22 protein-coding genes and 1 riboswitch are annotated in these 25,194 nt (G+C 68.3%); of the genes, 15 read left to right on the forward strand and 7 right to left on the reverse strand.

Features of this window, described 5'->3' with window-relative positions:
• Window positions 1-97: 97 nt before the first annotated feature.
• Window positions 98-685: a LysE family translocator gene (locus tag ACWPN8_RS33515; protein WP_492243913.1), complete on the reverse strand. Its 588-nt coding sequence runs from the start codon at window positions 683-685 to the stop codon at window positions 98-100.
• Between the two features lie 297 nt (window positions 686-982).
• Between ACWPN8_RS33515 and ACWPN8_RS33520 the strand changes: the two genes are divergently transcribed.
• The 3 genes from ACWPN8_RS33520 (at window position 983) to ACWPN8_RS33530 (ending at window position 4,364) form a co-directional block, all read left to right on the forward strand.
• Entirely contained in the window at window positions 983-2,170 is a 1,188-nt protein-coding gene (locus ACWPN8_RS33520) for a urate hydroxylase PuuD (RefSeq protein WP_492243914.1), read from the forward strand.
• A 35-nt stretch (window positions 2,171-2,205) separates the two neighbouring features.
• Window positions 2,206-3,552 carry a guanine deaminase gene (guaD, locus tag ACWPN8_RS33525; protein WP_492243915.1) on the forward strand — a complete coding sequence of 449 codons (1,347 nt, stop codon included), beginning with the start codon at window positions 2,206-2,208 and terminating at the stop codon, window positions 3,550-3,552.
• A 26-nt stretch (window positions 3,553-3,578) separates the two neighbouring features.
• A riboswitch (yybP-ykoY riboswitch) is annotated at window positions 3,579-3,703 on the forward strand.
• Between the two features lie 82 nt (window positions 3,704-3,785).
• Window positions 3,786-4,364, forward strand: a complete 579-nt coding sequence (locus ACWPN8_RS33530; RefSeq protein WP_098736136.1) for a manganese efflux pump MntP — start codon at window positions 3,786-3,788, stop codon at window positions 4,362-4,364.
• Between the two features lie 61 nt (window positions 4,365-4,425).
• On the opposite strand, the gene ACWPN8_RS33535 is transcribed toward ACWPN8_RS33530, so the two are convergent.
• Window positions 4,426-5,829, reverse strand: coding sequence for a CoA transferase (locus ACWPN8_RS33535; RefSeq protein ID WP_492243916.1), 1,404 nt, complete (start codon window positions 5,827-5,829; stop codon window positions 4,426-4,428).
• 109 nt (window positions 5,830-5,938) lie between these two features.
• Here ACWPN8_RS33535 and ACWPN8_RS33540 point away from each other — a divergent pair, with 109 nt between their 5' ends.
• Window positions 5,939-7,168 carry a citrate/2-methylcitrate synthase gene (locus tag ACWPN8_RS33540; RefSeq protein ID WP_492243917.1) on the forward strand — a complete coding sequence of 410 codons (1,230 nt, stop codon included), beginning with the start codon at window positions 5,939-5,941 and terminating at the stop codon, window positions 7,166-7,168.
• Window positions 7,169-7,173: 5 nt separating this feature from the next.
• On the opposite strand, the gene tenA is transcribed toward ACWPN8_RS33540, so the two are convergent.
• Genes tenA through ACWPN8_RS33555 form a run of 3 tightly spaced genes read right to left on the reverse strand, consistent with a single transcriptional unit; the run spans window position 7,174 to window position 9,587 of the window.
• Window positions 7,174-7,872 carry a thiaminase II gene (tenA, locus tag ACWPN8_RS33545; RefSeq protein ID WP_109447313.1) on the reverse strand — a complete coding sequence of 233 codons (699 nt, stop codon included), beginning with the start codon at window positions 7,870-7,872 and terminating at the stop codon, window positions 7,174-7,176.
• A 49-nt stretch (window positions 7,873-7,921) separates the two neighbouring features.
• Window positions 7,922-8,761 (reverse strand): ABC transporter permease, encoded by an 840-nt coding sequence (locus ACWPN8_RS33550; protein ID WP_109447310.1) that lies wholly within the window; start codon window positions 8,759-8,761, stop codon window positions 7,922-7,924.
• Complete coding sequence (locus tag ACWPN8_RS33555) at window positions 8,748-9,587, reverse strand: ABC transporter ATP-binding protein (protein WP_247873033.1); 840 nt, start codon at window positions 9,585-9,587, stop codon at window positions 8,748-8,750. Before ACWPN8_RS33555 ends, ACWPN8_RS33550 begins: the two co-directional genes overlap by 14 nt.
• 87 nt (window positions 9,588-9,674) lie before the next feature.
• On the opposite strand from ACWPN8_RS33555, the gene ACWPN8_RS33560 reads away from it, so the two are divergent.
• The 3 genes from ACWPN8_RS33560 to ACWPN8_RS33570 all read left to right on the forward strand — a co-directional run bounded on the left by ACWPN8_RS33560 (window position 9,675) and on the right by ACWPN8_RS33570 (window position 12,073).
• Window positions 9,675-11,069 carry an ActS/PrrB/RegB family redox-sensitive histidine kinase gene (locus ACWPN8_RS33560; protein WP_492243918.1) on the forward strand — a complete coding sequence of 465 codons (1,395 nt, stop codon included), beginning with the start codon at window positions 9,675-9,677 and terminating at the stop codon, window positions 11,067-11,069.
• A gap of 9 nt (window positions 11,070-11,078) precedes the next feature.
• Window positions 11,079-11,675 carry an ActR/PrrA/RegA family redox response regulator transcription factor gene (locus ACWPN8_RS33565; protein ID WP_492243919.1) on the forward strand — a complete coding sequence of 199 codons (597 nt, stop codon included), beginning with the start codon at window positions 11,079-11,081 and terminating at the stop codon, window positions 11,673-11,675.
• A gap of 188 nt (window positions 11,676-11,863) precedes the next feature.
• Window positions 11,864-12,073 carry an addiction module protein gene (locus tag ACWPN8_RS33570; RefSeq protein WP_492243920.1) on the forward strand — a complete coding sequence of 70 codons (210 nt, stop codon included), beginning with the start codon at window positions 11,864-11,866 and terminating at the stop codon, window positions 12,071-12,073.
• Window positions 12,074-12,427: 354 nt separating this feature from the next.
• On the opposite strand, the gene ACWPN8_RS33575 is transcribed toward ACWPN8_RS33570, so the two are convergent.
• Window positions 12,428-12,589 carry a hypothetical protein gene (locus ACWPN8_RS33575; RefSeq protein WP_492243921.1) on the reverse strand — a complete coding sequence of 54 codons (162 nt, stop codon included), beginning with the start codon at window positions 12,587-12,589 and terminating at the stop codon, window positions 12,428-12,430.
• Between the two features lie 719 nt (window positions 12,590-13,308).
• Here ACWPN8_RS33575 and ACWPN8_RS33580 point away from each other — a divergent pair.
• From ACWPN8_RS33580 to ACWPN8_RS33615, 8 genes are all read left to right on the forward strand, one after another.
• Window positions 13,309-15,513: a GumC family protein gene (locus tag ACWPN8_RS33580; RefSeq protein WP_492243922.1), complete on the forward strand. Its 2,205-nt coding sequence runs from the start codon at window positions 13,309-13,311 to the stop codon at window positions 15,511-15,513.
• A gap of 87 nt (window positions 15,514-15,600) precedes the next feature.
• Window positions 15,601-17,064, forward strand: coding sequence for a flippase (locus ACWPN8_RS33585; RefSeq protein WP_109447300.1), 1,464 nt, complete (start codon window positions 15,601-15,603; stop codon window positions 17,062-17,064).
• 407 nt (window positions 17,065-17,471) lie between these two features.
• A complete protein-coding gene (locus ACWPN8_RS33590) occupies window positions 17,472-18,827 on the forward strand; it encodes a nucleotide sugar dehydrogenase (protein WP_109447298.1) in 1,356 nt (451 codons plus the stop codon).
• 48 nt (window positions 18,828-18,875) lie between these two features.
• Window positions 18,876-19,871, forward strand: coding sequence for an NAD-dependent epimerase/dehydratase family protein (locus ACWPN8_RS33595; RefSeq protein ID WP_109447296.1), 996 nt, complete (start codon window positions 18,876-18,878; stop codon window positions 19,869-19,871).
• A 132-nt stretch (window positions 19,872-20,003) separates the two neighbouring features.
• Window positions 20,004-20,969: a GDP-L-fucose synthase family protein gene (locus ACWPN8_RS33600; protein WP_492243923.1), complete on the forward strand. Its 966-nt coding sequence runs from the start codon at window positions 20,004-20,006 to the stop codon at window positions 20,967-20,969.
• A gap of 6 nt (window positions 20,970-20,975) precedes the next feature.
• Complete coding sequence (locus ACWPN8_RS33605; RefSeq protein ID WP_109447292.1) at window positions 20,976-22,271, forward strand: glycosyltransferase family 4 protein; 1,296 nt, start codon at window positions 20,976-20,978, stop codon at window positions 22,269-22,271.
• Window positions 22,268-23,509, forward strand: a complete 1,242-nt coding sequence (locus ACWPN8_RS33610) for a glycosyltransferase family 4 protein (protein ID WP_109447290.1) — start codon at window positions 22,268-22,270, stop codon at window positions 23,507-23,509. Before ACWPN8_RS33605 ends, ACWPN8_RS33610 begins: the two co-directional genes overlap by 4 nt.
• Window positions 23,510-23,511: 2 nt before the next feature.
• Window positions 23,512-24,660 (forward strand): glycosyltransferase family 4 protein, encoded by a 1,149-nt coding sequence (locus ACWPN8_RS33615; RefSeq protein ID WP_109447288.1) that lies wholly within the window; start codon window positions 23,512-23,514, stop codon window positions 24,658-24,660.
• Window positions 24,661-24,680: 20 nt separating this feature from the next.
• On the opposite strand, the gene ACWPN8_RS33620 is transcribed toward ACWPN8_RS33615, so the two are convergent.
• Window positions 24,681-25,157: an Lrp/AsnC family transcriptional regulator gene (locus ACWPN8_RS33620; protein WP_109447286.1), complete on the reverse strand. Its 477-nt coding sequence runs from the start codon at window positions 25,155-25,157 to the stop codon at window positions 24,681-24,683.
• Window positions 25,158-25,194: the final 37 nt, after the last annotated feature.

Raw genomic sequence — 25,194 nt, forward strand, 5'->3', positions numbered from 1 at the left:
CCGTGCGGTACGAGGAAGAATTAGTTCCTCTACCAATTCGCAGGAGGGTTGGCAATCGATTGACGGCTCGGGTCTTTCGGCGGCCGGGGATTTGCCGTCATGGATCGATCCAGATCGGCAGGATCGATGCGACCAGGAGAAGCGCCAGCGCGATGTTGAGTGCTCTCCAGTGCCGGTCCCGGGTCAGGACGCGCCGGAGCAGCCGGCCGCCCAGGCACCAGACCGACAGCGATATCGACGCGAAGCATCCGAAGGCAATTCCGAGAATAACGGCAACTTCGGCCGGACCGTCGCCAATCGACGAGAAGGATGCGGCGGCTCCGGTGGTCATCGCCCAGCCCTTCGGATTGTACAGGACAAGCCAGGCACCGCCCGCGATGCTCGCCGGCTTGGCAACCGATCCGGTCGTCTTCGGAGCACCCGTCCGTGACAGCTGAAAAGCCAGCCAGAGAAGATAAGCCGTTCCCGCGATCTTGACCGCCGTCTGTATCGCCGGCACGGCAACGAATATACCCTCGATCCCGGCCGCGGCGGCGGCGGCCATGCCGGCGAGGCCGAGCGATATTCCGGCGATCAACGGAAGCGATCCCCGATAGCCGAAATTCATGCCCGATGCGGTGGCAAGCGTCGTGGCCCCGCCGGGAGACATCGTTGCCGCCAGCACGAAAAGCGCGAAACCGCTCAAGGTTTGCATCTCCTCCACCCCCCGACCCGATGACCTGAGGTCTGGTTAGAGCGGTCGGAGGAATTAAGGAATGGAATAATCTTAATCTTTCACATTACGTATCCTAATGGAGCGGATGGCTGAGGGCGTCGCCATGATCGTGACTGCCGCGGCCGCACTCCTTCGGCAGCGAGCTTGAAACCGCAGTTCCATCTTTCGTCATTTTTTGAAGCTGTTGGGACGGACGAATGGTTTTCCGCAGCTGCACACTGGCCTTACAGTCAAGCCATCGACCTGACCGGAAGGAGCGTGCGCGCGATGGAGCCCATCCTGTGGGAATGGATCAACGCCCTGGCGCGGTGGCTGCACGTCATCACCGCCATCGCCTGGATCGGATCGTCCTTCTACTTCATCCATCTCGACGCCTCGCTGCGCAAGCGCACCGGGGCGCCGGCCGGGACGGCGGGCGACGCCTGGCAGATCCATGGCGGCGGCTTCTACCACATGACCAAATACATGGTCGCCCCGCCGCAGCTGCCGGAGGAGCTGACCTGGTTCAAGTGGGAATCCTACGCGACGTGGCTCAGCGGCTTCTTCCTGATGTGCGTGCTGTATTACCGCGGCGCCGACCTGTTTTTGATCGACCAGGACGTGCTGGCGCTCAGCCACTGGCAGGCGGTGGCGATCAGCGTCGGCGCGCTGGTGGCGGGCTGGGTCGCCTATGACCTGATGTGCAAGTCGCCGCTTGGCCGCAACGACGGGGCGTTGGCTGTCGCCGGATTCGTCATGCTGGTGGCGACCGCCTGGGGCATGACGAAGATCTTCAGCGGGCGCGGCGCCATGCTGCAGGTCGGCGCCCTGATGGCGACGATGATGGCCTGCAACGTCTTCATGCTGATCATCCCCAACCAGCGCAAGACGGTGGCCGCCATGCTGCGCGGCGAGACGCCGGATCCGTCGCTGGGCAAAAAGGCCAAGCAGCGCTCGCTGCACAACAATTACCTGACCCTGCCGGTCGTCTTCCTGATGCTGTCCAACCATTACCCGCTGGTCAGCTCCACCCGCTACAACTGGGTGATGGTGGCGCTGGTCCTGGTGGTCGGCACGGCGATCCGCCATTTCTTCAACAGCCGCCATGCCGGCAAGCCGACGCCCTGGTGGACCTGGGGGGTGGCCGCCGCCGGCATGCTGGGCTGCATCTGGCTCAGCACCCTGGGGCCGGCGACCGCCGATACGGCGGCTGCGGCGCCGGTGAAGGTCGGCTTCAATCAGGTGGAGGAGATCGTCGCCACCCGCTGCAGCATGTGTCATGCCGCCCAGCCGGTGTGGGAGGGCATCGCCACCCCGCCGCGCGGCGTCGTGCTGGAGGGCGACGGCATCCGCCGCCATGCCGAGCAGATCCGCCTGCAAGCCGGCTACAGCAGCGCCATGCCCCCCGCCAACATCACCGGAATCACCCCGCAGGAGCGGGCGGTGTTGGCGGCGTGGTCCGGGGACATTAAGTAACCCTCCCTCACAGCACTCCATCGAACCGGACCCCCATGCCCGACCAGTTTATCGCCGCCCCCGTTTCCGCCGCCGTCCGCGGGCGCCTGCTCAGCTTCAACCGCGCACCCGCCGGACCGGGGGACCTCGATTGCCTGACCTATCGTGAGGACGGGCTGCTGCTGGTCGGGGCGGACGGGCGGATTCTGGAGGCCGGTGACTGGGCCGACCTGCGTGGCCGGGTTCCGGACGGGGTGGCGGTCGACGACCACAGCGGCAAGTTGGTGCTGCCGGGCTTCATCGACACCCACATCCATTTCCCGCAGACCCAGGTCATCGCCTCCTACGGCGCCCAGCTGCTCGACTGGCTGGAAAAATACACCTTCATCGAGGAGCAGCGCTTCGCCGACCCGGTCCATGCCGCCGCCAACGCCGCCTTCTTCATGGACGAGCTGCTGCGCAACGGCACGACCACGGCTGTGGTCTACGGCTCGGTCCACCCGCAGTCGGTCGACGCCCTATTCGCCGAGGCCGAGGCGCGCGGCGCCGGGCTGATCGCCGGCAAGGTGATGATGGACCGCCATGCGCCCGCCGCCCTGACCGATACGGCCGAGAGCAGCTATCGCGACGGCAAGGATCTGATCGGCCGCTGGCACGGGACCGGGCGGCAGCGCTACGCCGTGACTCCGCGCTTCGCCATCACCTCGACCGAGGCGCAGCTGGAGGCCGCCGGCGCGCTGCTGCGCGAGCATCCCGGCGTCCACATGCAGACCCATTTGTCGGAGAACACCGACGAGATCGCCGAGGTGGGGCGGCTGTTCCCAGGTGCCCGCGACTACACCGACGTCTATGACCGCTTCGGGCTGCTGGGGCCGACCTCGCTGTTCGGCCACTGCATCCATCTGTCGGAAGCGGAGATGGCCCGGCTGTCGGAGAGCGGCTCGGTCGCCGTTTTCTGCCCGACCAGCAACCTGTTCATCGGCAGCGGCCTGTTCGACCTCGACGCCCTGTCGAAGCCGGAGCGGCCGGTGCGCACCGCCATCGCCACCGATGTCGGCGGCGGCACCAGCTATTCCATGCTGCGCACCGCGGCGGAGGCCTACAAGGTGCTGCAACTGCGGCGGCAGAACCTGCCGGCGCTCGCCGCCTTGCACTGGATGACCCGCGGCAATGCCGAAGCCTTGGGCATGGCCGGCGAGATCGGCAGCCTGGAGCCCGGCCGCTGGGCCGACCTCGTCGTGCTCGATCCCGCCGCGACGCCGGCTATGCGACATCGCATGAAGGCGGTGGACTGCGATCTGGAGGAGGAGCTGTTCATCCAAGTGACGCTGGGCGACGACCGTTCGGTGGCCGCCACCTATCTACGCGGCCGCAATTCGCACCTGCGGCAAACCGGCGCTTGACCCAAGCCCCTAGTCCCTGTAGGACTTCCGCCGTCATTGGGGAGTAGCCACCCGCCGGCAGCGATCCGGTGGGGTTCGCGTCAACAGACTTGGATGGTTTCGGCCTCCGGCCGTTACCGCCATGGCGCGCACGGCGACCAAAGGGTCGACCCGGCGAGACCAGTGGATCGGACATCTCCGCGGCCAGCCGGAGTCCGTCCGATTCCACTGTGTTGTCTGGCCCGGGAATAGCCATGATCGCCACGTCCCTCGCGCTCGCCTTCAGCCTTTCGATGGACAGCTTCGCCGCCGCTCTCGGCCGCGGGGCCTGTTCGCGCCGTGCCGGTTTGCCGGAAGCGGTGCGGGTGGGAGCCGCCTTCGGCGTCTGCCAGTTCGCCATGCCGCTGGTCGGCTGGGGCATCGGCATCGCTTTCGCCAGCCTGGTGGAGTCGGTTGATCACTGGATCGCCTTCGGCCTGCTGCTGGCGGTCGGCGGTGCGATGCTGCGCAACGCCATCATGGACGGCGAGGATGAGGGCGAGGAGGATTGCGGCCCGGTGCGCAGCGTGCGCGCCGAATGGCTGGCCCTGCTGACCACCGCCGTCGCCACCAGCATCGACGCCGCCGCCGTGGGGGCGGGCTTGGCGCTGGTCGATGTCGACATGGTGACGACCTCGGCGCTGATCGGCGTGGTGACCTTCGCCGTCGCCTTCGGCGGCGTGCTGATCGGCAAGGCCGCCGGCAACCATCTGGGGCGCTGGGCGGAAATGGCCGGCGGCGTGGTGCTGATCGGGCTGGGCGCGAAGATCCTGCTCGAGCACACGATGGGGTAAGCGCTGCACCGAACGGCGGGAGAGGCACCGAAAATGCCGAAACTCCCGCCGCCTTGCCGGCCTACCAGCGCGCCTCGTCCGTGCCGAGCGGTCCGGCCGGCCGTTCCCAGCGGACCGGCGATCCTTCGACCGTCACGGCGGGCTTCAGGCGCAGGGCCGGTCCCCAGGCCGTATTTTCCGGATCGTTCGTGAAATCCTCCATGCCGAGGGGCGGCATGGTCGGGCCGCCGTCAGAGGACGGCAGTTCGGTGAGCAGCGTCCCGACCCTGGCCAGGGATGTGCGCCAGCTCGATCCCCGCCCGTCCGCGAGCCGGCGGGTCAGGCCGCGCACCGCAGCGGTGGCGAGAAGATAGCCGGCGGCATGGTCGAGCGCCTGGACCGGCAAGGGCCTGGGCCGGTTGCCGCCCTCGCGGCGCATCCCTTCGGCGGCGATCCCGCCGCTCATCTGCACCAGACTGTCGAAGCCCCGGCGGCTCCTCCAGGGGCCGGTCCAGCCATAGGCATCCAGCGACACATCGATCAGGCCGGGGCGGATGCGCTGCCGGGTTTGAAGGTCGAGCCCCAGCCGGTCGAGGGCATCGGCACGATAGCCGTGCACCAGCAGGTCGGCCTGGCACAGCAATTCCGCGAACCGTGCCCGCTGGCCGGGGTCGCGCAGGTCGAAGCGGGCGCGGCGCTTGCCGAGCGTCATCTCGGGCAGAAGGGCAGGTTCGTCCCACCAAGGCGGGTCGATCCGCAGCACCTCGGCGCCGAAACCGGCAAGGAACCGCGTGGCGGCCGGTCCGGCGAGGACGCGGGTCAGGTCCAGAACCTTCACGCCTGCCAGGGGACGCTCCGGCCGGGCAGGGGGCCGGGCAGGAGTATGGACGGCGTCGGCCGGCTCCTGTGCCTCGACCCACAGCAGCGGTTCCCGGGCGACCGCCTGTCCTTGCGGATGGCTTCGCCAGGATGTGAGATCGCGCATCGTCGCGGCGCACCCGCCTTCGCCGACGACTGCGCTTTCCAACCCGTCGGCGTCCCAGCGGCGGACGGCGGCGGCCACCGCATCGCGGTCGGGCGGTGCGCCGAGACAGCGAAGGGCTGCATCGCGGTGGTGCACGGCGTTGGTGTGAAGGCGGATCCAGCCATCCCTGGCCTCGTAGTCGCCGGCGATCGGGTCCCAGGCGGGTGGCAGGCTCCAGCCCAACGGCTTTACGGAGGTGCCGAACCACAGGGAGGCCAGACGCTGGTCGACCGTCACGGACGGGTTGTGGCCGAAGGCTGCTTCCTTGAATTCGGCGACGGCCAGACCGGCCGCGGCCGTTGCGGCGGTGGCCAGCGCACTGACCGCGAAGACGGAGGGAAGAGTCCCTTCGCCACGAAGCACGACCGAGCCAACCAGCCGGTCGTCGCCGCCGGCGGCCCGCCAGATTTCGGCAAGGGCCGTGCGTTGCGGGGAACCGGAGTCCCCGTTCATCAGCGCCATGATTTTCTCCATCGGAAGAGCGGGTTCCAGGCCGCTCCGGCTTCACTCCATCGCGGGCCAGCTATATCGTCAATCTTGATTGTTTCGATCAATGTGACGGGTGGGCACCATGACGGGCGCGCTGACGGTCTATCTGTCCGCCGAAGAGGCGGCGAAACGGTTGGGAGTGTCCCGCCAGACCCTCTACGCCTATGTCAGCCGCGGCCTGTTGCAGGCCCATCCCGCGGCGGACCCGCGGCAAAGCCGTTATCTGGCCGATGAGGTCGAACGGCTGGGGGTGGAGCGCAAACGCGGCCGGCGGCCGAAGGAGGTCGCCAAATCAACACTGGATTGGGGAGCGCCGGTCCTGGAATCGGCGATCACGCTGATCCGGCACGGGCGGCTCTATTACCGCGGACAGGACGCCGTGCGTCTGGCCGCCACGGCGACTTTGGAGGAGACCGCGGCGCTGTTCTGGGCCTGCGCGGTGGAAACCGCCTTCCCGCCGGAACCGCCGGTCGCCCTTCCCGGCTATGACGCCCTGCTGCCTCATTGCGCGGCGAGTTCGCCGGCGGAGGCCTTGCCCGCCCTGCTGCTGGCGGCATCGGCCGACGAGGCGACGGCGTCCTGGCGGCCGACCGATGGGCGGTTCTTCGAAAATTGCGGCAACCTGCTGCGCCTGCTCTTCGCGGCAGCCCTGCGCGGCCGGCCGAGTGCTGCACCGCTGCACTGCCAGTTGGCCACCGCATGGGGGCTCGACGAGGCGGGGGCCGATCTCCTCCGCATGGCGCTGGTGCTGTGTGCCGATCATGAGCTGAACGCCTCCAGTTTCACGGCGCGCTGCATCGCCTCGACCGGGGCAAGTCTGCGGGCGGCGGCCGTTGGCGGACTCTGCGCCTTATCCGGCCACCGGCATGGTTCGACCACCACGCGGATCGAGCATTTCTGGGCGGGGCTGACGGAACGGGAGACCGTGGCAACCCAGATCGAACGGCGGCTGGCTGCGGGAGAGAGGATTCCGGGTTTCGGACATCCGCTCTATCCCAGCGGCGATGTCCGCGCCAAGGCGCTGCTGGCCCGGCTTCTCCCGGACTTCCCGGTGGCGGCGGACCTGCTGGGCGCCACCGAAGGGCTGACCGGTCAGGCGCCGTCGATCGACATCGCCCTGGTGGTCCTGCGGCGGCATCTCGGGTTGCCTGAGGGAGCGGCCTTCACGCTGTTCGCCCTCGGCCGCGCCGCCGGCTGGATCGCCCAGGCGATGGAGCAGCGGGCCACGGACCATCTGATCCGTCCCCGCGCCATCTACACGGGGGTGCGACCTGACGAGGCCGGCGGCGATGTCGTGGCGGATGAGTCCTGAGCCGGCTATCCCGCCAGCGTCATGCCCATTTCCCAGAAATCCGCTTCCAGCCGGGACGCCTGCCGGAAGATGGTCAGCAGCCGGGGAAAGCGCGCCTCGGTCATGCCGTCGGCGGCCAGCCGGTCCAAATTCTCCCGCGCCGCCCGCGCCACCTCCTGATAGGCCTCGCCGGCATATTCGGCGATCCAGACGCGGTAGGGGTTGGTCTCAATCAGCGCACCCGGCAATGCCGCCAGCCGGCGGCCGATCTCGGCATAGCCGATGATGCAGGGGCTGAGTGCCACATGCAGGTCCAGCAGGTCGCCGCGCAAGCCGGTTTCCAGCACATAGCGGGTGTAGGCCATCGTCGCCTTGGACTCCGCCGCCTGCTCCAGTTCGGCGGCCGGCAGGCCCCAGCCGGCGCACAGGCCGACATGCAGGTCCATCTCCATGTCGAGGATCGCCTTCAGCCCGTTCAGCGAAGCCCGCATCTCGCGCAGGTCGCGGCCCTTGTAGATGGCGAGCGCATAGGCGCGGGCGAAATGGATCAGGAACAGGTAATCCTGCACCAGATAATGGCGGAAGCACTCCTGCGGCAGCGTGCCGTCGCCCATCCCGCGCACGAAGGCATGGTCGACATAGGCCGTCCAGTCCGGCTGCGCCCCGGCGACGAGCCGGTCGAACAGGTCGGGGGTGGCAGGGCCGGCGGCGGTGGGCGGGGTCATGGCGGCGGTCTCCGGTGCGGCTGACGACGTGGGGCCGACACTTTAGCCGCTATTCTCCCGTTTGCAGCAAGGCACCGCGCACCCGCGCCCGATGGAAGGCGTAGAGGAACACGGCGATGCCGCCCGCCATGTAGACCGCGTTCAGCCCGACCGCCCAGGCCAGATGGTCCCAGCGCAGCGTGCCGTCGAACACCAGCGCCCGCATGCCCTCGAACACATGGGCGGACGGCAGGGCGAGTGCCACCGGCTGGAGCCAGGCCGGCAGGACAGACACCGGGTAATAGACCGCGCTGACCGGGGCCAGCATGAAGACGACGATCCAGGCCAGCCCTTCCGCCCCCATGCCATAGCGCAGGATCAGCGCCACGATCAGCAGCCCCAGCGACCAACCCAGCACGATCAGGTTGGCGAAGAAGGCGGCGAGCGGCAGGCCGAGCGCGAAGACCGAATAGCCGAAGAAGGGGATCGCCAGCCCCGCCGCCGGCAGCACGCCGATCAGGGTGCGCAGCAGGCTCATGGTCATCAACGCCGTCACCCACTCGCCGGGGCGGAGCGGACTGACGAACAGATGGCCGAGGTTGCGCGACCACATTTCCTCAAGGAAGGAGATGGAGACGCCGAGCTGGCCGCGGAACAGCACGTCCCACAGCAGAACCGCGCTGACCAGCACGCCGGCGCCCTGCGCCACCCAGCCGCTGCCGCCGCCGCTGGATGAGGCCATGAACTGGTTGATGTAGCCCCACAGGATCATCTGCATGGTCGGCCAGTAGGCCAGTTCCAGGATGCGCGGCCAGGACCCGCGCAGCAGGTACCAGTAGCGCAGCACCATGGCGCCGACCCGGCGCAGCGAGAAGTCCGCGCGCGGAATCACCAAGTCATTCGGCGGCATCGGCGGTCTCCCCGGTCGGGATGCGGTCGTCGGAGGCGCGGGCGATGTCGAGGAAAACCTCCTCCAGCGTCTGGCGGCCATAGCGGGCGAGCAGCGCCGACGGCGCGCCGCGGTCGACGATCCGCCCCTGCCGCATCATCAGCACGCTGTCGCACAGCCGTTCCACCTCCAGCATGTTGTGGGAGGCCAGCAGGATGGCGGCGCCGGTGCGCAGCCGGTAGCGTTCGAGATATGTGCGGATCCAGTCGGCGGTGTCGGGATCGAGCGACGCCGTCGGTTCGTCCAGCAGCAGAAGCTCCGGGTCGTTCAGCAAGGCCTTGGCCAGCGCCACGCGGGTTTTCTGCCCTGCCGACAGTCCGCCCGACGGCCGATCCAGAAAACGCGACAGGTCAAGATGCTCGGCCAATTCTTGGACGCGCTTTTTGACGCATGTCAAACCGTAGAGGTGGGCATAGACGGTAAGGTTCTCCCGCACCGTCAGCCGATGGGGCAGCTCGACGTAGGGGGAGGAGAAGTTCATGCGCGGAAGCACGGCATGCCGATGGCGAGCCATGTCGACGCCCAGGATCTCCACTGTCCCGGCCGTCGGCAGCAACAGCCCCAGCAGCATCGAGATGGTCGTCGTCTTGCCCGCGCCGTTGCCGCCGAGAAGGCCGGTGACGCTGCCGCGCGGCACGGTGAAGCCGATGGCGTCGACCGCCGTGACGTCCCGCCCGTCCGGGGTGGGGAAGCGCTTGGTCAGCCCCTCCGCCCGGATGGCGGGGGCAATGGCCTGGGCAATGGCGGGGGTGGCCGGCTGCTGCTGTGGGATGGGTCGTTCGGTCATGGGCACAGAATATGGCGGCACGCGCCGCAACCGCCAGGGGCATGCGGCCCAGGGACAGGGATTGCGACAAGCATCGGGACAAGGATCATGGTGACGCTCGCCAGCGCGCTGACCGCACCGCTCCCGGCCTCCCCGGCGCCGCCGCACTGGGCGCAGCCCGACGGCCGCATCACCCTGCGCACGCTGATCCTGATCCGCTGGGTCGCGGTGCTCGGGCAGTTGGCCGCGGTGACCTTCGTCAATCTCGGGCTGGGTTTCCCGCTGCCGCTGGGGCCGGTGCTGGCCGCCATCAGCGCGTCGGCCCTGCTGAACGTGGTGGCGATGACCCAGCGCGGCGGCCGGCTGCGGCTGGCCGACCGCGACGCGGCGCTGTATCTCAGCTACGACATGCTGCAGCTGACGCTGCTGCTCTATCTCACCGGCGGGTTGAGCAACCCCTTCGCCATCCTGCTGCTGGCGCCGATGACCGTGGGTGCGGCCATCCTGTCGCGCTACAGCACGGTGCTGCTGACCGGGCTGAACCTTATCTGCCTGACGGCACTTGCCCTCTGGCACTTCCCGCTGCCGTGGGAGGAGCCGGTGCGCTCGATGGCGCCGCTCTATGCCTTTGGCGTCTGGCTGTCGCTGACGGTGTCGTCGGTCTTCATCGCCGGCTACGTCTTCCGCGTCGCCGCGGAGGCGCGGCGCTTCGCCGACGCGCTCGCCGCCTCGCAGGTGGCGCTTGCCCGCGAACAGCGGCTGGGCGCGCTCGGCGCGCTCGCCGCCGCCGCCGCGCACGAGCTGGGCTCGCCGCTCGGCACCATCGCCGTGGTGGCGAAGGAGCTGGCGCGCGACCTGCCGCCGGACAGCCCCTATGGCGAGGATGTCGAGCTTCTGCAAAGCCAGGTGATGCGCTGCCGCGAGATCCTGGCCGATCTGGCGCGCAAGCCGGAGGCCGATGGCGGCGACCCGTTCGAACGGCTGCCGCTGACCGCGCTGATCGAGGCCGCCGCCGCCCCGCACCGTCTCGGCCACATCGACTTCGCCGTGGAACCGCACCCGGTCGGCGAGGCGGAGGAGCCCTTCCTGCGCCGCAGCCCGGAGATCATCCACGGCATCGGCAACTTCATCCAGAACGCCCACCAGTTCGCCCGCCACAAGGTGACGGTCGCCGCCGCCTGGGACGGCTGCTCCGTCACCATCACGGTGATGGACGACGGCCCGGGCTTCCCGTCCCATCTGCTGGGCCGCATCGGCGAGCCGTACCTGTCGGTGCGCGGCGAGCGCTCCGGCCCCAAGGGGCAGGCGGGCGGCGGGCATATGGGCCTCGGCATTTTCATCGCGCAGACGCTGCTGGAGAAGACCGGCGCGACCGTGCGCTATACAAACAATCCGCCGGACGGCACGCCGCCCGCTGATCAGGTCGCCGGCGGGCACTCCAATCAGGGCGGAACCGGCGCGCGGATTTCCGTGCGCTGGAAGACCATCAACGCCAAGAAATGAGGTTTCACGGTGGACACCCTCAAAACATCCGATGACCTGCTGTCGGGCGATGCCGTCAAACTGACCTTCACTGGCGACGTCACCCGCAGCCTCCTGATCGTCGACGACGACGCCCCCTTCCGCACGCGGCTGGCCCGCGCCATGGAGAAGCGCGGCTTCAACGTCGTCGCGGTCGACAGCGTCCAGCTCGGCATCGAGGTGGCGCAGGAATCGGCCCCCGCCTTCGCGGTGGTCGACCTGCGTCTGGGCGACGGCAACGGGCTGGACGTGGTATCCGCCCTGCGCGATGCCCGTCCCGACGCCCGTGTCGTCATGCTGACCGGCTACGGCAACATCGCCACCGCCGTCGCCGCGGTGAAGGCCGGCGCCGTCGATTACCTGCCGAAGCCGGCCGACGCCGACGCGGTGGAATCAGCATTGCTGGCCGACGGCCGCCCGCTGCCCCAGCCGCCGGAAAACCCGATGTCGGCCGACCGCGTCCGCTGGGAACACATCCAGCGCGTCTTCGAACAGTGCGACCGCAACGTGTCGGAAACGGCGCGCCGCCTGAAGATGCACCGCCGCACGCTCCAGCGAATCTTGAACAAGCACGCGCCCCGCGCCTGAGCCGGCACGGTTCAGGTCGAACATGCGAACGGCCCGCCCCGGATCGGGAGCGGGCCGTTCGCATGTCGGGTAGCGGTGCTTGCCGTTCTTGCCGTTCGTGTTGGAGGCATGGGGAGAGATCGCCCCGGCTATCCTCGACAGGCTTGTTGGGCAGTGCCATCTTCAAGATGCACAGGAGAGACAAAGCCATGCCCGGGATCGACTTCAGTCATCTTTCGCCGCAGGAGCGCCTGAAGCTGGCGGAGGAATTGCTGGATAGCCTCAAAGACGCCGACATTCCGCTGACGGCAGGCATGAGGGCCGAACTCGACCGGCGCAACTCCAGCTTCTCCGAGACCAGCGCACATGCGGTTCCATGGGAGACGGTGCGCGCCAGAGTGAGGCAGCGCGACGCGTGAGCCTCCCGGTTTTTCTTTCTGCCCGAAGCGGAGACGGACCTGCGTGACGCCCAGGCTTGGTACGACAGCCGCGCCTTCGGTCTGGGCGACCGCTTCTTTGCCGCAGTCGACGGCAGTGATGCGGATCGGGCAGAGCCCGTTTCAGTTCCCGTTGGTTCATACCAACTCCCGCCGGGCCTTGGTCCGCCGTTTCCCCTATGCGCTTTATTTCCGCGTGGAAGCGGCTGCCGTCTTCATGATTGCCTGTGCCCATACCAGCCGTGATCCGTCACGCTGGCAAAGCCGGGCATAGCGTCCGGCAAGCGGCTTGTCGGTGATCGGGACGCGATGGACCGCCCCGTCGCCAGCCGGGCGTCAATTGCGCATCGGCTGGGCAGAGCCGTCTTCAAGAAATTCGATCATGCGCCGTTCGACCCGGAGCAGCACCTCCCGGGCAGGGAGATTGTGGCACTCACGGCTATGGTCGCGGATCAGCCTGATCGCGCTGACGGTAGCGGATTCCTGACGGTATGGCATGACGCAGTCTCCGTCCAAAAGACATAGGAACCCTATACCTTTTATAGTATCCATTACATCATAAAAATGCGTGTGCAGAACAATTTGCCGCAAGTCGGAATCGGGAATTCGGTCTGTCCTGTGCCGGCGGTCCGGCACAGGACATCGCGGCCCGGCGCCCGGTTTCCGGCATTATCCGCCTTTGGGCCTCACCCTCTAAAATCGTCGGGAAAGTGTGACAACGGCAGCCGGAACGGCGCGGAACTGTTCCGGCGCGGAACGTCGCCGTGTGTCCGGCGTTGCCGGGATGGGTCCTCGCAACCGGTCACAGCGTCGTCAGCACCAGGAAAAATCACGGGTTTGCCCGCAGGCCGGCCGGTGCGATCGAACGTCTGGCAACCTGTCCTTCCGGGTAACCCCCATTATCCCCCGACCTGCATCGACGGTTCATACTGCACTGCAACAGGGTCAGGAAGGCTACCCACTGCGCGCCCATTGCTCGCCGCATGCACTGGATGGCCGATGCAACGGCTGGACTAACACTGCGTTTCAGCCAATCGGACGAACCGCCGAGCCTGCCCACCGGACAGCATCCGCTGCCCGGAAGGAAGGATCGGGCAAACGGATGGTCCTATGGCCGCGCTTTCTGGTCGTTACGCGAGGAGGACCCTTTGGCCACCCAGGAACTTCAGGAACATCCCCGACGCAACACCCCTGAGTCTCGGCGGGGCCCCGGGTCCATGTCGCCCGGCATTTCGTACGATCTGTCGGCCAGCGCCGCCAGCGCGGTGCGCCGGACCACGGGGTTGTTGCGCCGGCACAAGCTGCTGATCGGTACGGTTATCGTGGTCGGCACCGGGTTGGCGGCCCTGGTCGCCTTCCGGATGACGCCGCTCTACACCGCCGAAACGCTCATCATGGTGGAGCACCGCAAGAACACCGTCCTCAACTTCGAGGGGGTGGTGTCCGACATGACCCCCGACATCAGCGCGCTGCAGAGCGAGGTCGCGATCCTGAAGTCGCCGGCCTTCGCCGAAAAGGTGGTGGCGAAGCTCAAGCTGATGAACGATCCGGAGTTCAATGCCTCGCTGCGTCCGCCGCCCCCCGGATGGGTGTCCGCTCTGAACCCGCGCAACTGGATCCCCGACAGCTGGAAGGCGTCCAGCGGCGTGCCGCTGTCGCCGGAGGAGATCGAGCGCAACCACCTGACCTCCGTGGTCAATGCCGTGCTCGACAACACGTCGGTGCGTCCGCAGGGGCGCTCCTATGTCATCGCCGTCAGCTTCGACAGCGAGGATCCGCGCAAATCGTCGCTGATCGCCAACACCATGGCCGACCTCTATCTGGTCGACCAGCTCGACGAGAAGTTCAAGGCGTCCAAGCGCGCCACCCAATGGCTGGAGGAACGGCTGACCGACCTGCGCCGGGAAGCGCAGACCAGCGGCGACGCGGTGGAGAAGTACCGGACCCAGCATGGCCTGACCACCTCGTCCAACAACGAGAGCACGGTGGTCGGCCAGCAGCTGAGCCAGCTGAACGCCGACTATATCCTGGCCCGCACCAAGCGGCAGGAGGCGGAGACCAAGCTGCGCGACGTCACCGCCATGGCGAATTCGCCGCGCGGCGCCTCGGCGGTCGGCGATGTCATGGGCTCGCCGCTGATCCAAGCCCTGCGCGAGCGCGAGGTCGATCTGCAGCGCCAGATCGCCGACGCCACCAACCGCTATGGTAGCAAGCACCCGATGCTGCAGGCGCTGCAGAGCCAGCTGCGCGACCTGCAAGGCCAGATCAAGTCCGATGTCGGCAAGATCGTCTCCAACCTCAGCAACGAGGTGGAGTTGGCGAAGGGCCGCGAGCAGGGGCTGAAGGCCAGCCTGGACCAGGCCGAGGCCAAGCAGAACGAGCAGCAGCAGGCGACCGTCGGCCTGCGCACGCTGGAGCGCGACGCCACCACCGCCCAGTCGATGTACGAGGCGCTGCTGACCCGCTCGCAGCAGATCGCGACGCAGAACGACATGCGCCAGCCCGACGCCCGCATCGTGTCGGAGGCCTCGATCCCGCTCGACCCGTCGCAGCCGAACCGCAAGCTGATCCTGCTGCTGGCGCTGGTGGCGTCGGGCACGCTGGGCGTGCTGCTGGCCATGCTGCGCGAACGGGCCGAGAGCGGCTTCCGCAGCCCGCACCAGTTCGAGACGGCAACCGGCGTCCGCAGCCTCGGCATCGTGCCGCGCATCCCGCGTTTCGGCGGCTCGCCGGCCGCCTATGTGGTGGACAAGCCGATCTCCGCCTTCGCGGAATCGATGCAGAACCTGCGCACCTCGCTGCTGCTCGCCAATCCGGACGGGCGGCACCGGGTGATCCTGTTCAGCTCCTCCGTCCCCGGCGAGGGCAAGAGCTCCGTCGCCGCCGCCTTCGCCCGCACCTGCGCCAACGCCGGCCAGCGGACGATCCTGGTCGACTGCGACCTGCGGCGGAAGAGCCTGCACGAGATGCTGGGCATGCCCAACAACCGCGGTCTGGCCGAGGTGCTGGCCGGCACCGCGACGCTGGAGGAGGTGATCCAGGTCGACCCGCGCACCGGCCTGCACGTCATCCCCGCCGGTCATGGCCGCACGCTGCCGCAGGACACGCTGGGCTCGTCCGGCATGCATCAGCTGCTGTCGCGTCTGTCGGTCAACTACGACCGCATCGTGCTGGATTCGCCGCCAGTGCTGGCGGTGTCGGAGGGCAAGCTGCTGGCGGCGCTCGCCGACCAGACCGTCTTCATCGTCCGCTGGGGCATGACCAAGCGCGGCACCGCGATGGCCGGGCTCAAGGAGGTGATCGAGGCCGGCGGCGAGGTGGTCGGCGTCCTGTTCAGTCAGGTCGATACCCGGCGCCATGCCCAGTACGAGTTCCCCGACAGCGGGCGCTACCATGGCTACCGCCGCTACTACGCGAACTGACGACAAGGCTCCTCGGCCGGCCGAAAGCCGGCCGAGGATCTTTTGCGCAGTCCGTCACGATGTCTTCAACCACCGAAGAGCCCATGAATGTCCGCTGGACACCGCATCTTCCGGAACATCCGCGCCCTTGCCGCCGCGAAAGCGGCGACGATGGCGAGCGGGCTGGTCACCGCGGCCTGGACTGCGCGGGTTCTGGGACCGGACAGTTTCGGCGTGCTGGGCTTCGGCACCTCGCTGATGGCCTATGCGGCGCTGTTCGTGAACATGGGCCTGTCCACCTACGCCATCCGTGAGATCGCGAGAAACCGCGAGCAGGACGACCACCGCGAGCGGGCGGCCGAACTGTCGGAACATGTGCTGACCCTGCGCACCGTGCTGGCCCTGGTGGTCGGCGTTCTCTATGCGGCCTTCGTCCTCTCGCTGGACAAACCGATGGAGGTGAAGGCGGTTCTTCTGGTGCAGGCGGTGCAGTTGCTGGGGAACGCTCTGGTCCTCGACTTTGTTTACCAGGCGACCGAGAAGATGGGGGTGATCGCCACGCGCGAGATAGGCACCTCCATCGGCTCGATGCTTCTCGTCTTCCTGCTGGTGCGTGGGCCTGAGGACGCCATCACCGCAGCCGCCATCACCGGCGGTTCCATCACCGTCAACGCGCTGGTGATGATCGGCCGCTTCCGCCGTGACTTCGGCCACCTGCGCCCGCGGGTCGACCTGAAGGTGTGGCGCGAGATCCTGACGGCGGCGACGCCGATGGCGGTCGGCGTCTTCGCCTGGGCGATCTTCACCCATCTGGACGTCGTGATGCTGGGCTTCCTGGCCCCGCATATGGAGGTCGGCTGGTACAGCGCGGCGGTGAAGATCCAGACCCTGGCCAATCTGGTCGGCAACATCGTGATGAACGCCTTCCTGCCGCAGCTGGCCGCCGCCTATGGCGAGCTCGGGCCGATGCGCGACCGGATGCGGGCCTATGCCGGCGTCATGCTGGCGGTCGGCGGGCTGGTCATCGCTGGGGGCTTCGCCCTGGCGCCGTCCATCCTCGGCACGCTGTTCGGCGACGCCTACGCCCCGGCGACGCTGGCGCTGCGCCTGCTGATGCTGGCCTCAGCGGTGGTCTACGCCAACATGATCCTGGGCAACCCGCTGCTCGTCTGGCACCGCCAGACCGGCTACATGGTCGCGATGCTGTCGGGCGGTGCGCTGAACGCCCTGCTGAACATCTGGTGGATCCCCCGCTACGGCATCGAGGGCGCCGCGATGGCGACCTTCACCGCGGAACTGGCCGCCACCGTCGCCATCGCCTGGATCCACCGGCAGACGGTCGGGGAGCTGTATGGCGGGATCGCCGCGCGGGCCCTGCTGTGCGCCGGTGCGTCCATCGCCGCGGCGCTCGCGCTCGACAGTTTCGCCGCCCCGCTGTTCGACCGGATGCCGGCGCTGGTGCATTTCGTCGCCGGCAGCGTGGCGATGGTCGCGGTCTATGCGGCGATGGCCGTGCTGACCGGACTGGTCCACCTGAAACGGTTGCGGCGGCTGACCAGCGCCACGGCCTGAGAGGGGCGGGCCGTGGCTGGATGGATGGTTCAACCCTCAATTCTGCAAGGCCGGGTCGAAGGATACCGGCAGCAGGAACGGAATGCACCTATTGCACCACTTTCGAACGTCTCTGTTGGTGCCTCCAAGCATTCATTTGGCCGCGACGGGGGTTAGTACCATTAATACGGCGGAGATCTGCAATCATGGTCTTTTCATCGGACGGTGATTTCTGAAACACTTCGCGCTGCACAACGCCGGTAACGAGGTACTTCATCGTCACGGCGAAGTCACAACAAGAAAACAATTTCGAATTTCGAGGTTTCTCCGTCTGCATGCTTGGCAACAGGGCATGGCACGCGGGGCGTCTCCAAACTCTCGGCAACCCGCCGCCGGTGGCGGGGCCTCAGCAAACGGCAGGAGCGACGATGCTTCCCAAGACTTTTTCCGATCGTAACGTCTGCGTCCTCGGGCTCGGCTATGTCGGCCTGACGCTGGCGGTCGCGATGGCGGACGCCGGCTTCCAGGTGCACGGGGTCGAGGTGCGGCAGGACGTGCTCGACAAGCTCGGCCAGGGCAACCCGCACTTCCATGAGCCGGGCCTGACGGAGAAGCTGCGCCACGTCATCGCACGCGGCCGGCTGACCTTCAGCCGCAGCCAGGAGGATTGCAGCAAGGCCAGCGTCTTCATCATCACGGTCGGCACGCCGCTCAGCAAGGACGGCCGGGTCCGCACCGACATGATCGAGGCGGCGACCCGTCAGGTCGCCGGCAGCCTGCATGACGGCGACCTGGTCATCCTGCGCTCCACCGTGAAGCTGGGCACCACCCGCAACGTCGTGGCGCCGATCCTGCGTGCCACCGGCAAGAAGTTCGACATCGCCTTCTGCCCGGAGCGCACCCTGGAGGGCCAGGCGCTGCTGGAGCTGAACCAGCTGCCGCAGATCATCGGGGCGGAGAGCCTGGACGTCGCCACCCGTGCGGCGCAGATCTTCGGCTTCCTGACGCCGACCACCGTCAAGGTCTCCACCCTGGAGACGGCGGAGCTGATCAAGCTGGTCGACAACACCTACCGCGACGTCACCTTCGCCTTCTCCAACGAGATCGCCAAGCTGTGCAACGCCATGGAGATCTCGGCGGTCGAGGTGGCGCGCGCCGGCAAGCTGGGCTATCCGCGCACCAACCTGCCGCTGCCCGGCCCGGTCGGCGGTCCCTGCCTGGAGAAGGATCCCCATATCCTGATCGAGGCGGCGCGCGAGGTCGGCGTGGAGATGGCGATCACCGCCGCCGGCCGTCTGGTCAACGAAAGCCAGCCGGTCGAGGTCGCCGACTTCCTCGGCAAGCTCGCCAACTCGATGCAGGGCTTCCCGGAGGTGCCGACCATCAGCCTGATGGGCCTCGCCTTCAAGGGCCGTCCGGCGACCGACGATCTGCGCGGCACGATGGCCAAGCCGGTGCTGGAGGAGCTGCGCCAGCGCTTCCCGACCGCCCGCCTGCGCGGCTTCGACGCCGTGGTGCGCCCCGACGACATCCGCTCCTTCGGGCTGGAGCCGGCGGCCAACATGGCCGAGGCGGTGTCCGGCGCCAATCTGGCGGTGATCCTCAACAACCACCCGGTCTTCACCTCCATGCCGCTGCCGGATCTGGCGCATCGGATGGACCGTCCGGGCGTGATCTACGATTTCTGGAACAACTTCAACAGCCGCGATGTCGACCTGCCGGACGGCACCGCCTACGTGGCTCTCGGCAGCCATGGCGCCGCCCGCTACGCGCATGTGGCCTGACGCTATCCGGGCCTGCCACGGGCTGGCCGCAGAAGGAATTTGACTGACATGAAACACTATCTCGTCACCGGCGGCAGCGGCTTCATCGGCGCCGCCCTGGTCCACCGTCTGGTCCGTGATGGCCACCGCGTCCGCGTTCTGGACGACAATTCGCGCGGGCATACCGGACGGCTGGCCGGCGTGCTCGACGACGTGGAGTTCGTCCAGGGCGACATCCGCGACGCCGACGCCGTGCGCGGTGCGGTGCGGGGTGTCGACGGCGTGCTGCATCTGGCCGCCGTCAACGGGACCAAGCATTTCTACGAGAAGCCCGAAGTGGTGCTGGATGTCGGCGTGCGCGGCATGCTGAACGTGCTCGACGCCTGCCGCGCCGACGGCGTGGGCGATCTGGTCGTCGCCTCCTCCTCGGAGGCCTACCAGACCCCGCCGATGGTGCCGACGCCGGAGGACGTGCCGCTGGTGGTGCCGGACGTGCTGAACGCCCGCTACAGCTACGGCGGCTCCAAGCTGATCTCGGAGCTGCTGGCCGTCAACTGGGGCCGCAGCGGCTTCGACCGCGTGGCGATCTTCCGTCCGCACAACGTCTACGGCGCCGACATGGGCTGGGAGCATGTGGTGCCGGAATTCTCCCGCCGCGCGGTGGAGGCCATCGCCGGCCATCCAAACGGCACGGTGCCCTTCAAGATCCAGGGCGACGGCCGCCAGACCCGCGCCTTCGTCCACATCGACGACGCCATCGACGGCATCGTGACGGTGGTCGACAAGGGCGAGCATCTCGGCATCTACCATGTCGGCAACCCGGAGGAGGTCACCATCGCCGACCTCGCCCGCCAGACGGTCGCCTGCCTCGGCCGCGAGGCCCAGGTGATGCCCGGCCCGGCCGCCCCCGGCGGCACCGACCGCCGCAGCCCCGACATCGCCAAGCTGACCGCGCTGGGCTTCACCCCGCGCATCCCGCTCTCCGCCGGCCTGCCCGGCGTGGTCGAGTGGTATGCCGAGCGCGCGCGTGCGGACCTGGGGCGCATGGGGCAAGCGGCGGAGTAGGGCGTCATCAGGGGGGGCGTGACCGGCGGTCGCGCTCCCACCCGTCGTCCCTGCGAACGCGGACTCCCGCCTTCGCGGGGAGGACGGCCGATGAGGCATTCGTTCGCACAAGATCTTAAGGAGACGGCCCGCATGGACCGCAACAGCCGCATCTTCGTCGCCGGACACCGGGGACTCGTCGGATCCGCCATTCTGCGGCGGCTGACCGAAGCCGGACACACCGACCTCGTGATCCGCGACCGCTCGCAGCTCGACCTGACCGATCAGGCGGCGGTGCGCGCCTTCTTCGACCGCGAGGGCATCGAACAGGTGATCCTGGCCGCGGCGAAGGTGGGCGGCATCCTTGCCAACGACCGCTTCGGCGGCGACTTCATCCGCGACAACCTGCTGATCCAGAACAACGTCATCGACGCCGCCTGGCGCGCCGGCGTGAAAAAGCTGCTGTTCCTGGGATCCTCCTGCCTCTATCCCAAGCATGCCGAGCAGCCGATCAAGGAAGAGGCGCTGCTGACCGGCGAGATGGAGCCGAGTAACAAGCCCTACGCCGTCGCCAAGATCGCCGGCATCACCATGTGCCAGGCCTACCGGCGCCAGTACGGCTTCAACGCCATCTGCGCGATGCCGTCCAACCTGTACGGCCCCGGCGACCATTTCGAGCCCGAGACCTCGCATGCGCTGCCGGGCATGATCCGGCGCTTCCACGACGCCAAGGTGGCGGGCGACCGGACAGTCACCCTGTGGGGCACCGGCACGCCGCGGCGCGAGTTCCTCTATGTCGACGACATGGCGGATGCCTGCATCCATCTGATGGACCATTACGACAGCGGGGAGATCATCAATGTCGGCCCCGGTGAGGACATCGCCATCGCCGAGCTTGCCGCGTCGATCCGTGACACCGTCGGCTACACCGGCACGCTGACCCACGACCTGAGCAAGCCCGACGGCCACCCGCGCAAGCTGATGGACGTGTCGCGCCTGTTCGCCACCGGCTGGCGCCCGAAGGTGTCGCTGGAGGAGGGGCTGCGCCGCACATACGACTGGTTCCTGGAGAATGCCGCTCCGGACCGTCGCCAAGCCCCCAAGCAGGCAGCGGAGTAAAGCCCGATGCCGGACGATTCCATCCATCTGCGGCCGCCGGTCTTCGACCGGCCGGCTTCCAAGGCTTCAGCGGGCACGCCTTCCCTGACGGAGGTGCCCGTGCCGGAAGAACTGCTGCTCGTGGCGCAGAGCTATTGGCCGGAACCGGCCGGCAGCGCGCCGATGATGACCGACCTCGCCACCGCCTTCGCGGCGGCCGGGGCCGAGACAACGGTGCTGACCGCGCGTCCCAACTATCCCGGCAACAAGGTCTATGACGGCTACGCCGACGGGGCGCAGGACAGCAGGACGGTGGACGGGGTGCTGATCGAGCGCCTGCACACCATCCCGCCGGCCGGCGGCGGCATGAAGGCCCGGCTGATCCACGAGGGCGTGCTGCATGCCGGCTTCGCCGCCGCCCGCGCCCGCGGCCGGGTCGGACGCCACGCCGCCGTGCTGTCGCTCTGCCCGTCGATCCTGTCGGTGGCCATCGCCAACCGCTTCAAGGCGCCGGGCGGCCGCCACGTCGCCATCGTCCACGACATCCAGTCCGGCCTCGCCGGTGCCCTGGGCATGGGCGGCAAGGCGGCGGTCAAGGCGATCCGCGCCATGGAGCGCGCGGCGCTGAACCGCGCCGACGCCATCGTCGTCCTGTCGGAGCCGATGCGCGGCGTGCTGGAGGAGCTGGGCGTCACCCGGCCGATCCATGTGATCCCGCCCCATGTCGATGCCGACGCGGTCCACCCGCTGCCGCGCCCCGACCAGCCGCCGACGGCGCTCTACAGCGGCGCCTTCGCCCGCAAGCAGGGGCTGGAGCAGGTGCTGGACATGGCGGGCCATCTGGCCGAGCTGATGCCGCAGGCCCGCATCAAGATGCGCGGCCAGGGCGGGCTGGAGGAGGAGCTGAAGGGCCGCGCCCGCGCCATGGGGCTCGGCAACGTGATCTTCCAGCCGCTGGCGCCGAAGGACCAGCTGAACGAGGCGATGGCGGAGGGCGATGTCCATCTCGTGCCGCAGCGGCCCGAGGGTGCGGCCTTCGCCATGCCCGGCAAGGCGGTGACCATCCTCGCCGCCGGGCGGCCCTTCGTCAGCACCTGCCTGCCGGGGTCGGCGCTCGCCACGCTGGAGGCCCAGGTCGGCGCCTTCCTGTGCACCCCGCCGGAGGAGCCGCGCGCGATGGCCGAGGCGGTGGCCGCCCTGTTGTCGGACCCCGCCCGCGCCACCGCCATGGGCCGCCGCGGCCGCGCCTGGGTGGAGGCGAACGCCACGCGCGCCGTGGCGCTCGACCGCTACGCCCGCCTTCTGTTGGGAGAGGCAGCATGAAGAAGCCCGCGCTGGTCTTCAGTTGGGAGATGTTCGGCCCCTACCACATGGACCGGCTGGAAGCGGTCGGCCGCCGGCTGGGTCACGTCTATGACGTGATCGGGCTGGAGGTCGGGTCGAAGTCGCACACCTATGCCTGGGATTCGACCGGGACCGGGCAGAATTTCCGCAAGATCACCCTGTTCCCCGGACAGTCGAAGGCCGATCTGTCGAAGGCGGCAGTCTACCGCGCCCTGCTGCGCGAATGCCGCAACGCCGACGCGCGCTATGTCTTCCTCTGCCATTACGAGGATCCGGACGTCTTCGCGCTCGCCCTGACCATGCGGCTGATGGGCCGCAAGGTCATCAACATGAACGCGTCCAAATACGACGACAAGCCGCGCATCCTGTGGCGCGAAATGGTCAAGAGCGTCTTCTACTCCCCCTATCAGGCGGGGATCGGCGGCAGTCACCGCACGGTGGATTACTTCCGTCTGCTGGGACTCCCGAAGGACCGGCTCTACATCGGGTACGACACGCTGTCGCTGGACCGCATCCGCCGCCTGTCCGGGATGGAACCGGCCCCTGGGGGAGTACCCTTCGCCGACCGCCACTTCACCATCATCGCGCGCTTCGTCCCGAAGAAGAACTTGTTCCGGGCGGTCGAAGCCTATGACATTTACCGGCGGCTCGCCGGTCCCGCCGCCCGGCCGCTCCACCTTTGCGGCTCCGGTCCGCTGGAGGCGGAGCTGCGGGCAGAGGTCACGCGGCGCGGGCTGGACGGGTCGATCGTCTTCCGCGGCTTCCTCCAGGAGAAGGGGATCGCCGAGACGCTGGGGTCCACGCTCTGCCTGCTTCTGCCGTCGCTGGAGGAGCAGTTCGGTCTGGTGGTGAACGAGGCCCTCGCCATGGGCGTTCCGACCATCCTGTCCGACCAGTGCGGGGCGCGCGACGTGCTGATCCGCAGCGGGTTGAACGGCCACATCGTGGAGCCGGACAACCCGGAGGGGCTGGCGCGCTACATGCTGTCGGTCGCGGCCGACGAGGACGAGTGGCGCCGCCTGAGCCTGAACGGGCGGCCCTTCCAGGCGTTGGCCGACGCCAGCTTCTTCGCCCTGTCGGTGGAGAAGGCCGTGGTGGCGCTGGGCGGCCCGAAGGCGGAGCGCAGCGCGGACACGGACTATGTGTCCGACTATTCCGCCGACCCGGAGGGTGGCCAGCATGGCCGGTCGACCGGAGCGGCACTGACCGGGAGTTGACGATGGAACGGAACGCGCGCACCCATGTGGTCGTCTCCGGGCGCCTGCCGCCGCCGGTGGATGGGATGAGCCGGGTGACGGCCCTGGTGCTGGAGCGTCTGCAGGACCGCATGCGGGGGCGCGGCCGCGTGGAGGTCGCCGACCTGTCGCCCGGCTGGAACGGCGGCGGCGCCGTCTACCATCTGCGCAAGATGACGCGGGTGTTCGGCACCATGGGCCGGCTCGCCGCCGGGCTGCGGAAGCCCGACCGCCGTTTCTACATGCCGGTGGATTCCGGCTGGGGCGCGCTCTACACCGCGGCGCTCGCCGGGACCGCCCGGCTGTTCGGTTACGAGCGGGTGCTGCATCATCACTCCTTCGCCACCATCTCCAAGCCGACCTGGCGGATGCGGCTGCTGACCCGCGTCGCCGGCACCGATTGCACCCATGTGCTGCTGTGCCCGGCGATGCAGATGCGCTTCCAGTCGATCTATCCGGCGGCGCGCACCTGCATGACCATGTCGAACGCCATCTTCTCGGTTCCCGGCGCCATTCCGCGTCCGCGGCGCGACGGTCCCCTGCGCATCGGCCATCTGTCGAACCTGTGCAGCGAGAAGGGGCTGGACACGCTGTTCGCCCTGCTGCGCGCCCTCCAGCTCGAGGGGGTGGACGCCAGGCTTGTGCTGGCCGGTCCGGGACTGAAGCCGAAGGACAATGCGATGATCGCCGCCGGGGTGATGGCCTTCGACGGGTCGGTGGAGTATCACGGCCCGGTCCATGGCGAGGCCAAGGAGGCCTTCTACCGCGACATCGACGTCTTCGTCTTCCCGACCCGCTACCGCAACGAGGCGCAGCCGCTGGTGCTGTTCGAGGCGATGGCCGCCGGCGTGCCGGTGCTGGCCTATGAGCGCGGTTGCATCGGCTCCGACATTCCGGCCGATGGGCTGGTGCCGCAGAACGCCGACTTCGTGAAGGCGGCCGTCCCGATCCTGTCGGCCTGGGCCGACGACCGCGAGGCGCTCGCCTCCGCCTCGGCACAGACGCTGACCCGTGCGCGCGTCGCCTTCGAGACCAGCCGCAGCGGCCTGGACCTGCTGCTCGACCGCATCGCCGGCCCGCACCCGGCCGCCGCAGCCGCAGCCGTGCCGGCCAAGCGCCGCGTGGCGGGGTAGGGGAGAAGCCAGGGGCGGCTTTACGCCCCGCCTCCCAGCGGCAGCGCCGTCTCGAACTTGATTTCCTTCAGAGCGAAGTTGGAGCGGATGCGGACCTGGAAGGGCAACTGGAAGACGAACTCCTCCAGAAAGCGGTTGTAGTCGGCGATGGCCCGCACCGCGACCCGCAGCAGATAGTCGGCGTCGCCCGACACCGCATAGCATTCCAGAACCTCCGGCCGCTTGCGCACCGCGTCGATGAAGATGGCGGCGGTCTCGGCGGAATGGCGGTCCAACGTCACATGGGCGAAGACGCATTCGCCGACCGACGCCGCCTTCGGATCGACCAGCGCCGTGTAGCGGCGGATCACCCCGGTTTCCTCCAGCGACTTCAGGCGGCGCCAGCAGGACGAGGGCGAGGTGCCGACCCGGTCGGCAAGCTCCTGCACGGTCAGGCGCGAATCCTCCTGCAAGGCGATCAGGATTTTGATGTCGATTTCCGATAGCGCAGCGGGCAACGGCAAGAATCTCCGATGTCGGGCAGTATGCCGGAAA

The sequence above is a fragment of the Azospirillum sp. UENF 112521 genome (assembly GCF_058780665.1).

Bases quoted from the DNA above. Each gene is read 5' to 3' on its own strand.
- ACWPN8_RS33560 (WP_492243918.1), top strand. From the start codon at position 9,675: ATGGTGACGCTCGCCAGCGCGCTGACCGCACCGCTCCCGGCCTCCCCG.
- ACWPN8_RS33540 (WP_492243917.1), top strand. From the start codon at position 5,939: ATGACGGGCGCGCTGACGGTCTATCTGTCCGCCGAAGAGGCGGCGAAA.
- ACWPN8_RS33600 (WP_492243923.1), top strand. From the start codon at position 20,004: ATGGACCGCAACAGCCGCATCTTCGTCGCCGGACACCGGGGACTCGTC.
- ACWPN8_RS33615 (WP_109447288.1), top strand. From the start codon at position 23,512: ATGGAACGGAACGCGCGCACCCATGTGGTCGTCTCCGGGCGCCTGCCG.
- ACWPN8_RS33585 (WP_109447300.1), top strand. From the start codon at position 15,601: ATGTCCGCTGGACACCGCATCTTCCGGAACATCCGCGCCCTTGCCGCC.
- tenA (WP_109447313.1), bottom strand. From the start codon at position 7,872: ATGACCCCGCCCACCGCCGCCGGCCCTGCCACCCCCGACCTGTTCGAC.
- ACWPN8_RS33530 (WP_098736136.1), top strand. From the start codon at position 3,786: ATGATCGCCACGTCCCTCGCGCTCGCCTTCAGCCTTTCGATGGACAGC.
- ACWPN8_RS33570 (WP_492243920.1), top strand. From the start codon at position 11,864: ATGCCCGGGATCGACTTCAGTCATCTTTCGCCGCAGGAGCGCCTGAAG.
- ACWPN8_RS33610 (WP_109447290.1), top strand. From the start codon at position 22,268: ATGAAGAAGCCCGCGCTGGTCTTCAGTTGGGAGATGTTCGGCCCCTAC.
- ACWPN8_RS33595 (WP_109447296.1), top strand. From the start codon at position 18,876: ATGAAACACTATCTCGTCACCGGCGGCAGCGGCTTCATCGGCGCCGCC.
- guaD (WP_492243915.1), top strand. From the start codon at position 2,206: ATGCCCGACCAGTTTATCGCCGCCCCCGTTTCCGCCGCCGTCCGCGGG.
- ACWPN8_RS33535 (WP_492243916.1), bottom strand. From the start codon at position 5,829: ATGGCGCTGATGAACGGGGACTCCGGTTCCCCGCAACGCACGGCCCTT.
- ACWPN8_RS33575 (WP_492243921.1), bottom strand. From the start codon at position 12,589: ATGCCATACCGTCAGGAATCCGCTACCGTCAGCGCGATCAGGCTGATC.
- ACWPN8_RS33605 (WP_109447292.1), top strand. From the start codon at position 20,976: ATGCCGGACGATTCCATCCATCTGCGGCCGCCGGTCTTCGACCGGCCG.
- ACWPN8_RS33555 (WP_247873033.1), bottom strand. From the start codon at position 9,587: ATGACCGAACGACCCATCCCACAGCAGCAGCCGGCCACCCCCGCCATT.
- ACWPN8_RS33580 (WP_492243922.1), top strand. From the start codon at position 13,309: ATGTCGCCCGGCATTTCGTACGATCTGTCGGCCAGCGCCGCCAGCGCG.
- ACWPN8_RS33590 (WP_109447298.1), top strand. From the start codon at position 17,472: ATGCTTCCCAAGACTTTTTCCGATCGTAACGTCTGCGTCCTCGGGCTC.
- ACWPN8_RS33520 (WP_492243914.1), top strand. From the start codon at position 983: ATGGAGCCCATCCTGTGGGAATGGATCAACGCCCTGGCGCGGTGGCTG.
- ACWPN8_RS33550 (WP_109447310.1), bottom strand. From the start codon at position 8,761: ATGCCGCCGAATGACTTGGTGATTCCGCGCGCGGACTTCTCGCTGCGC.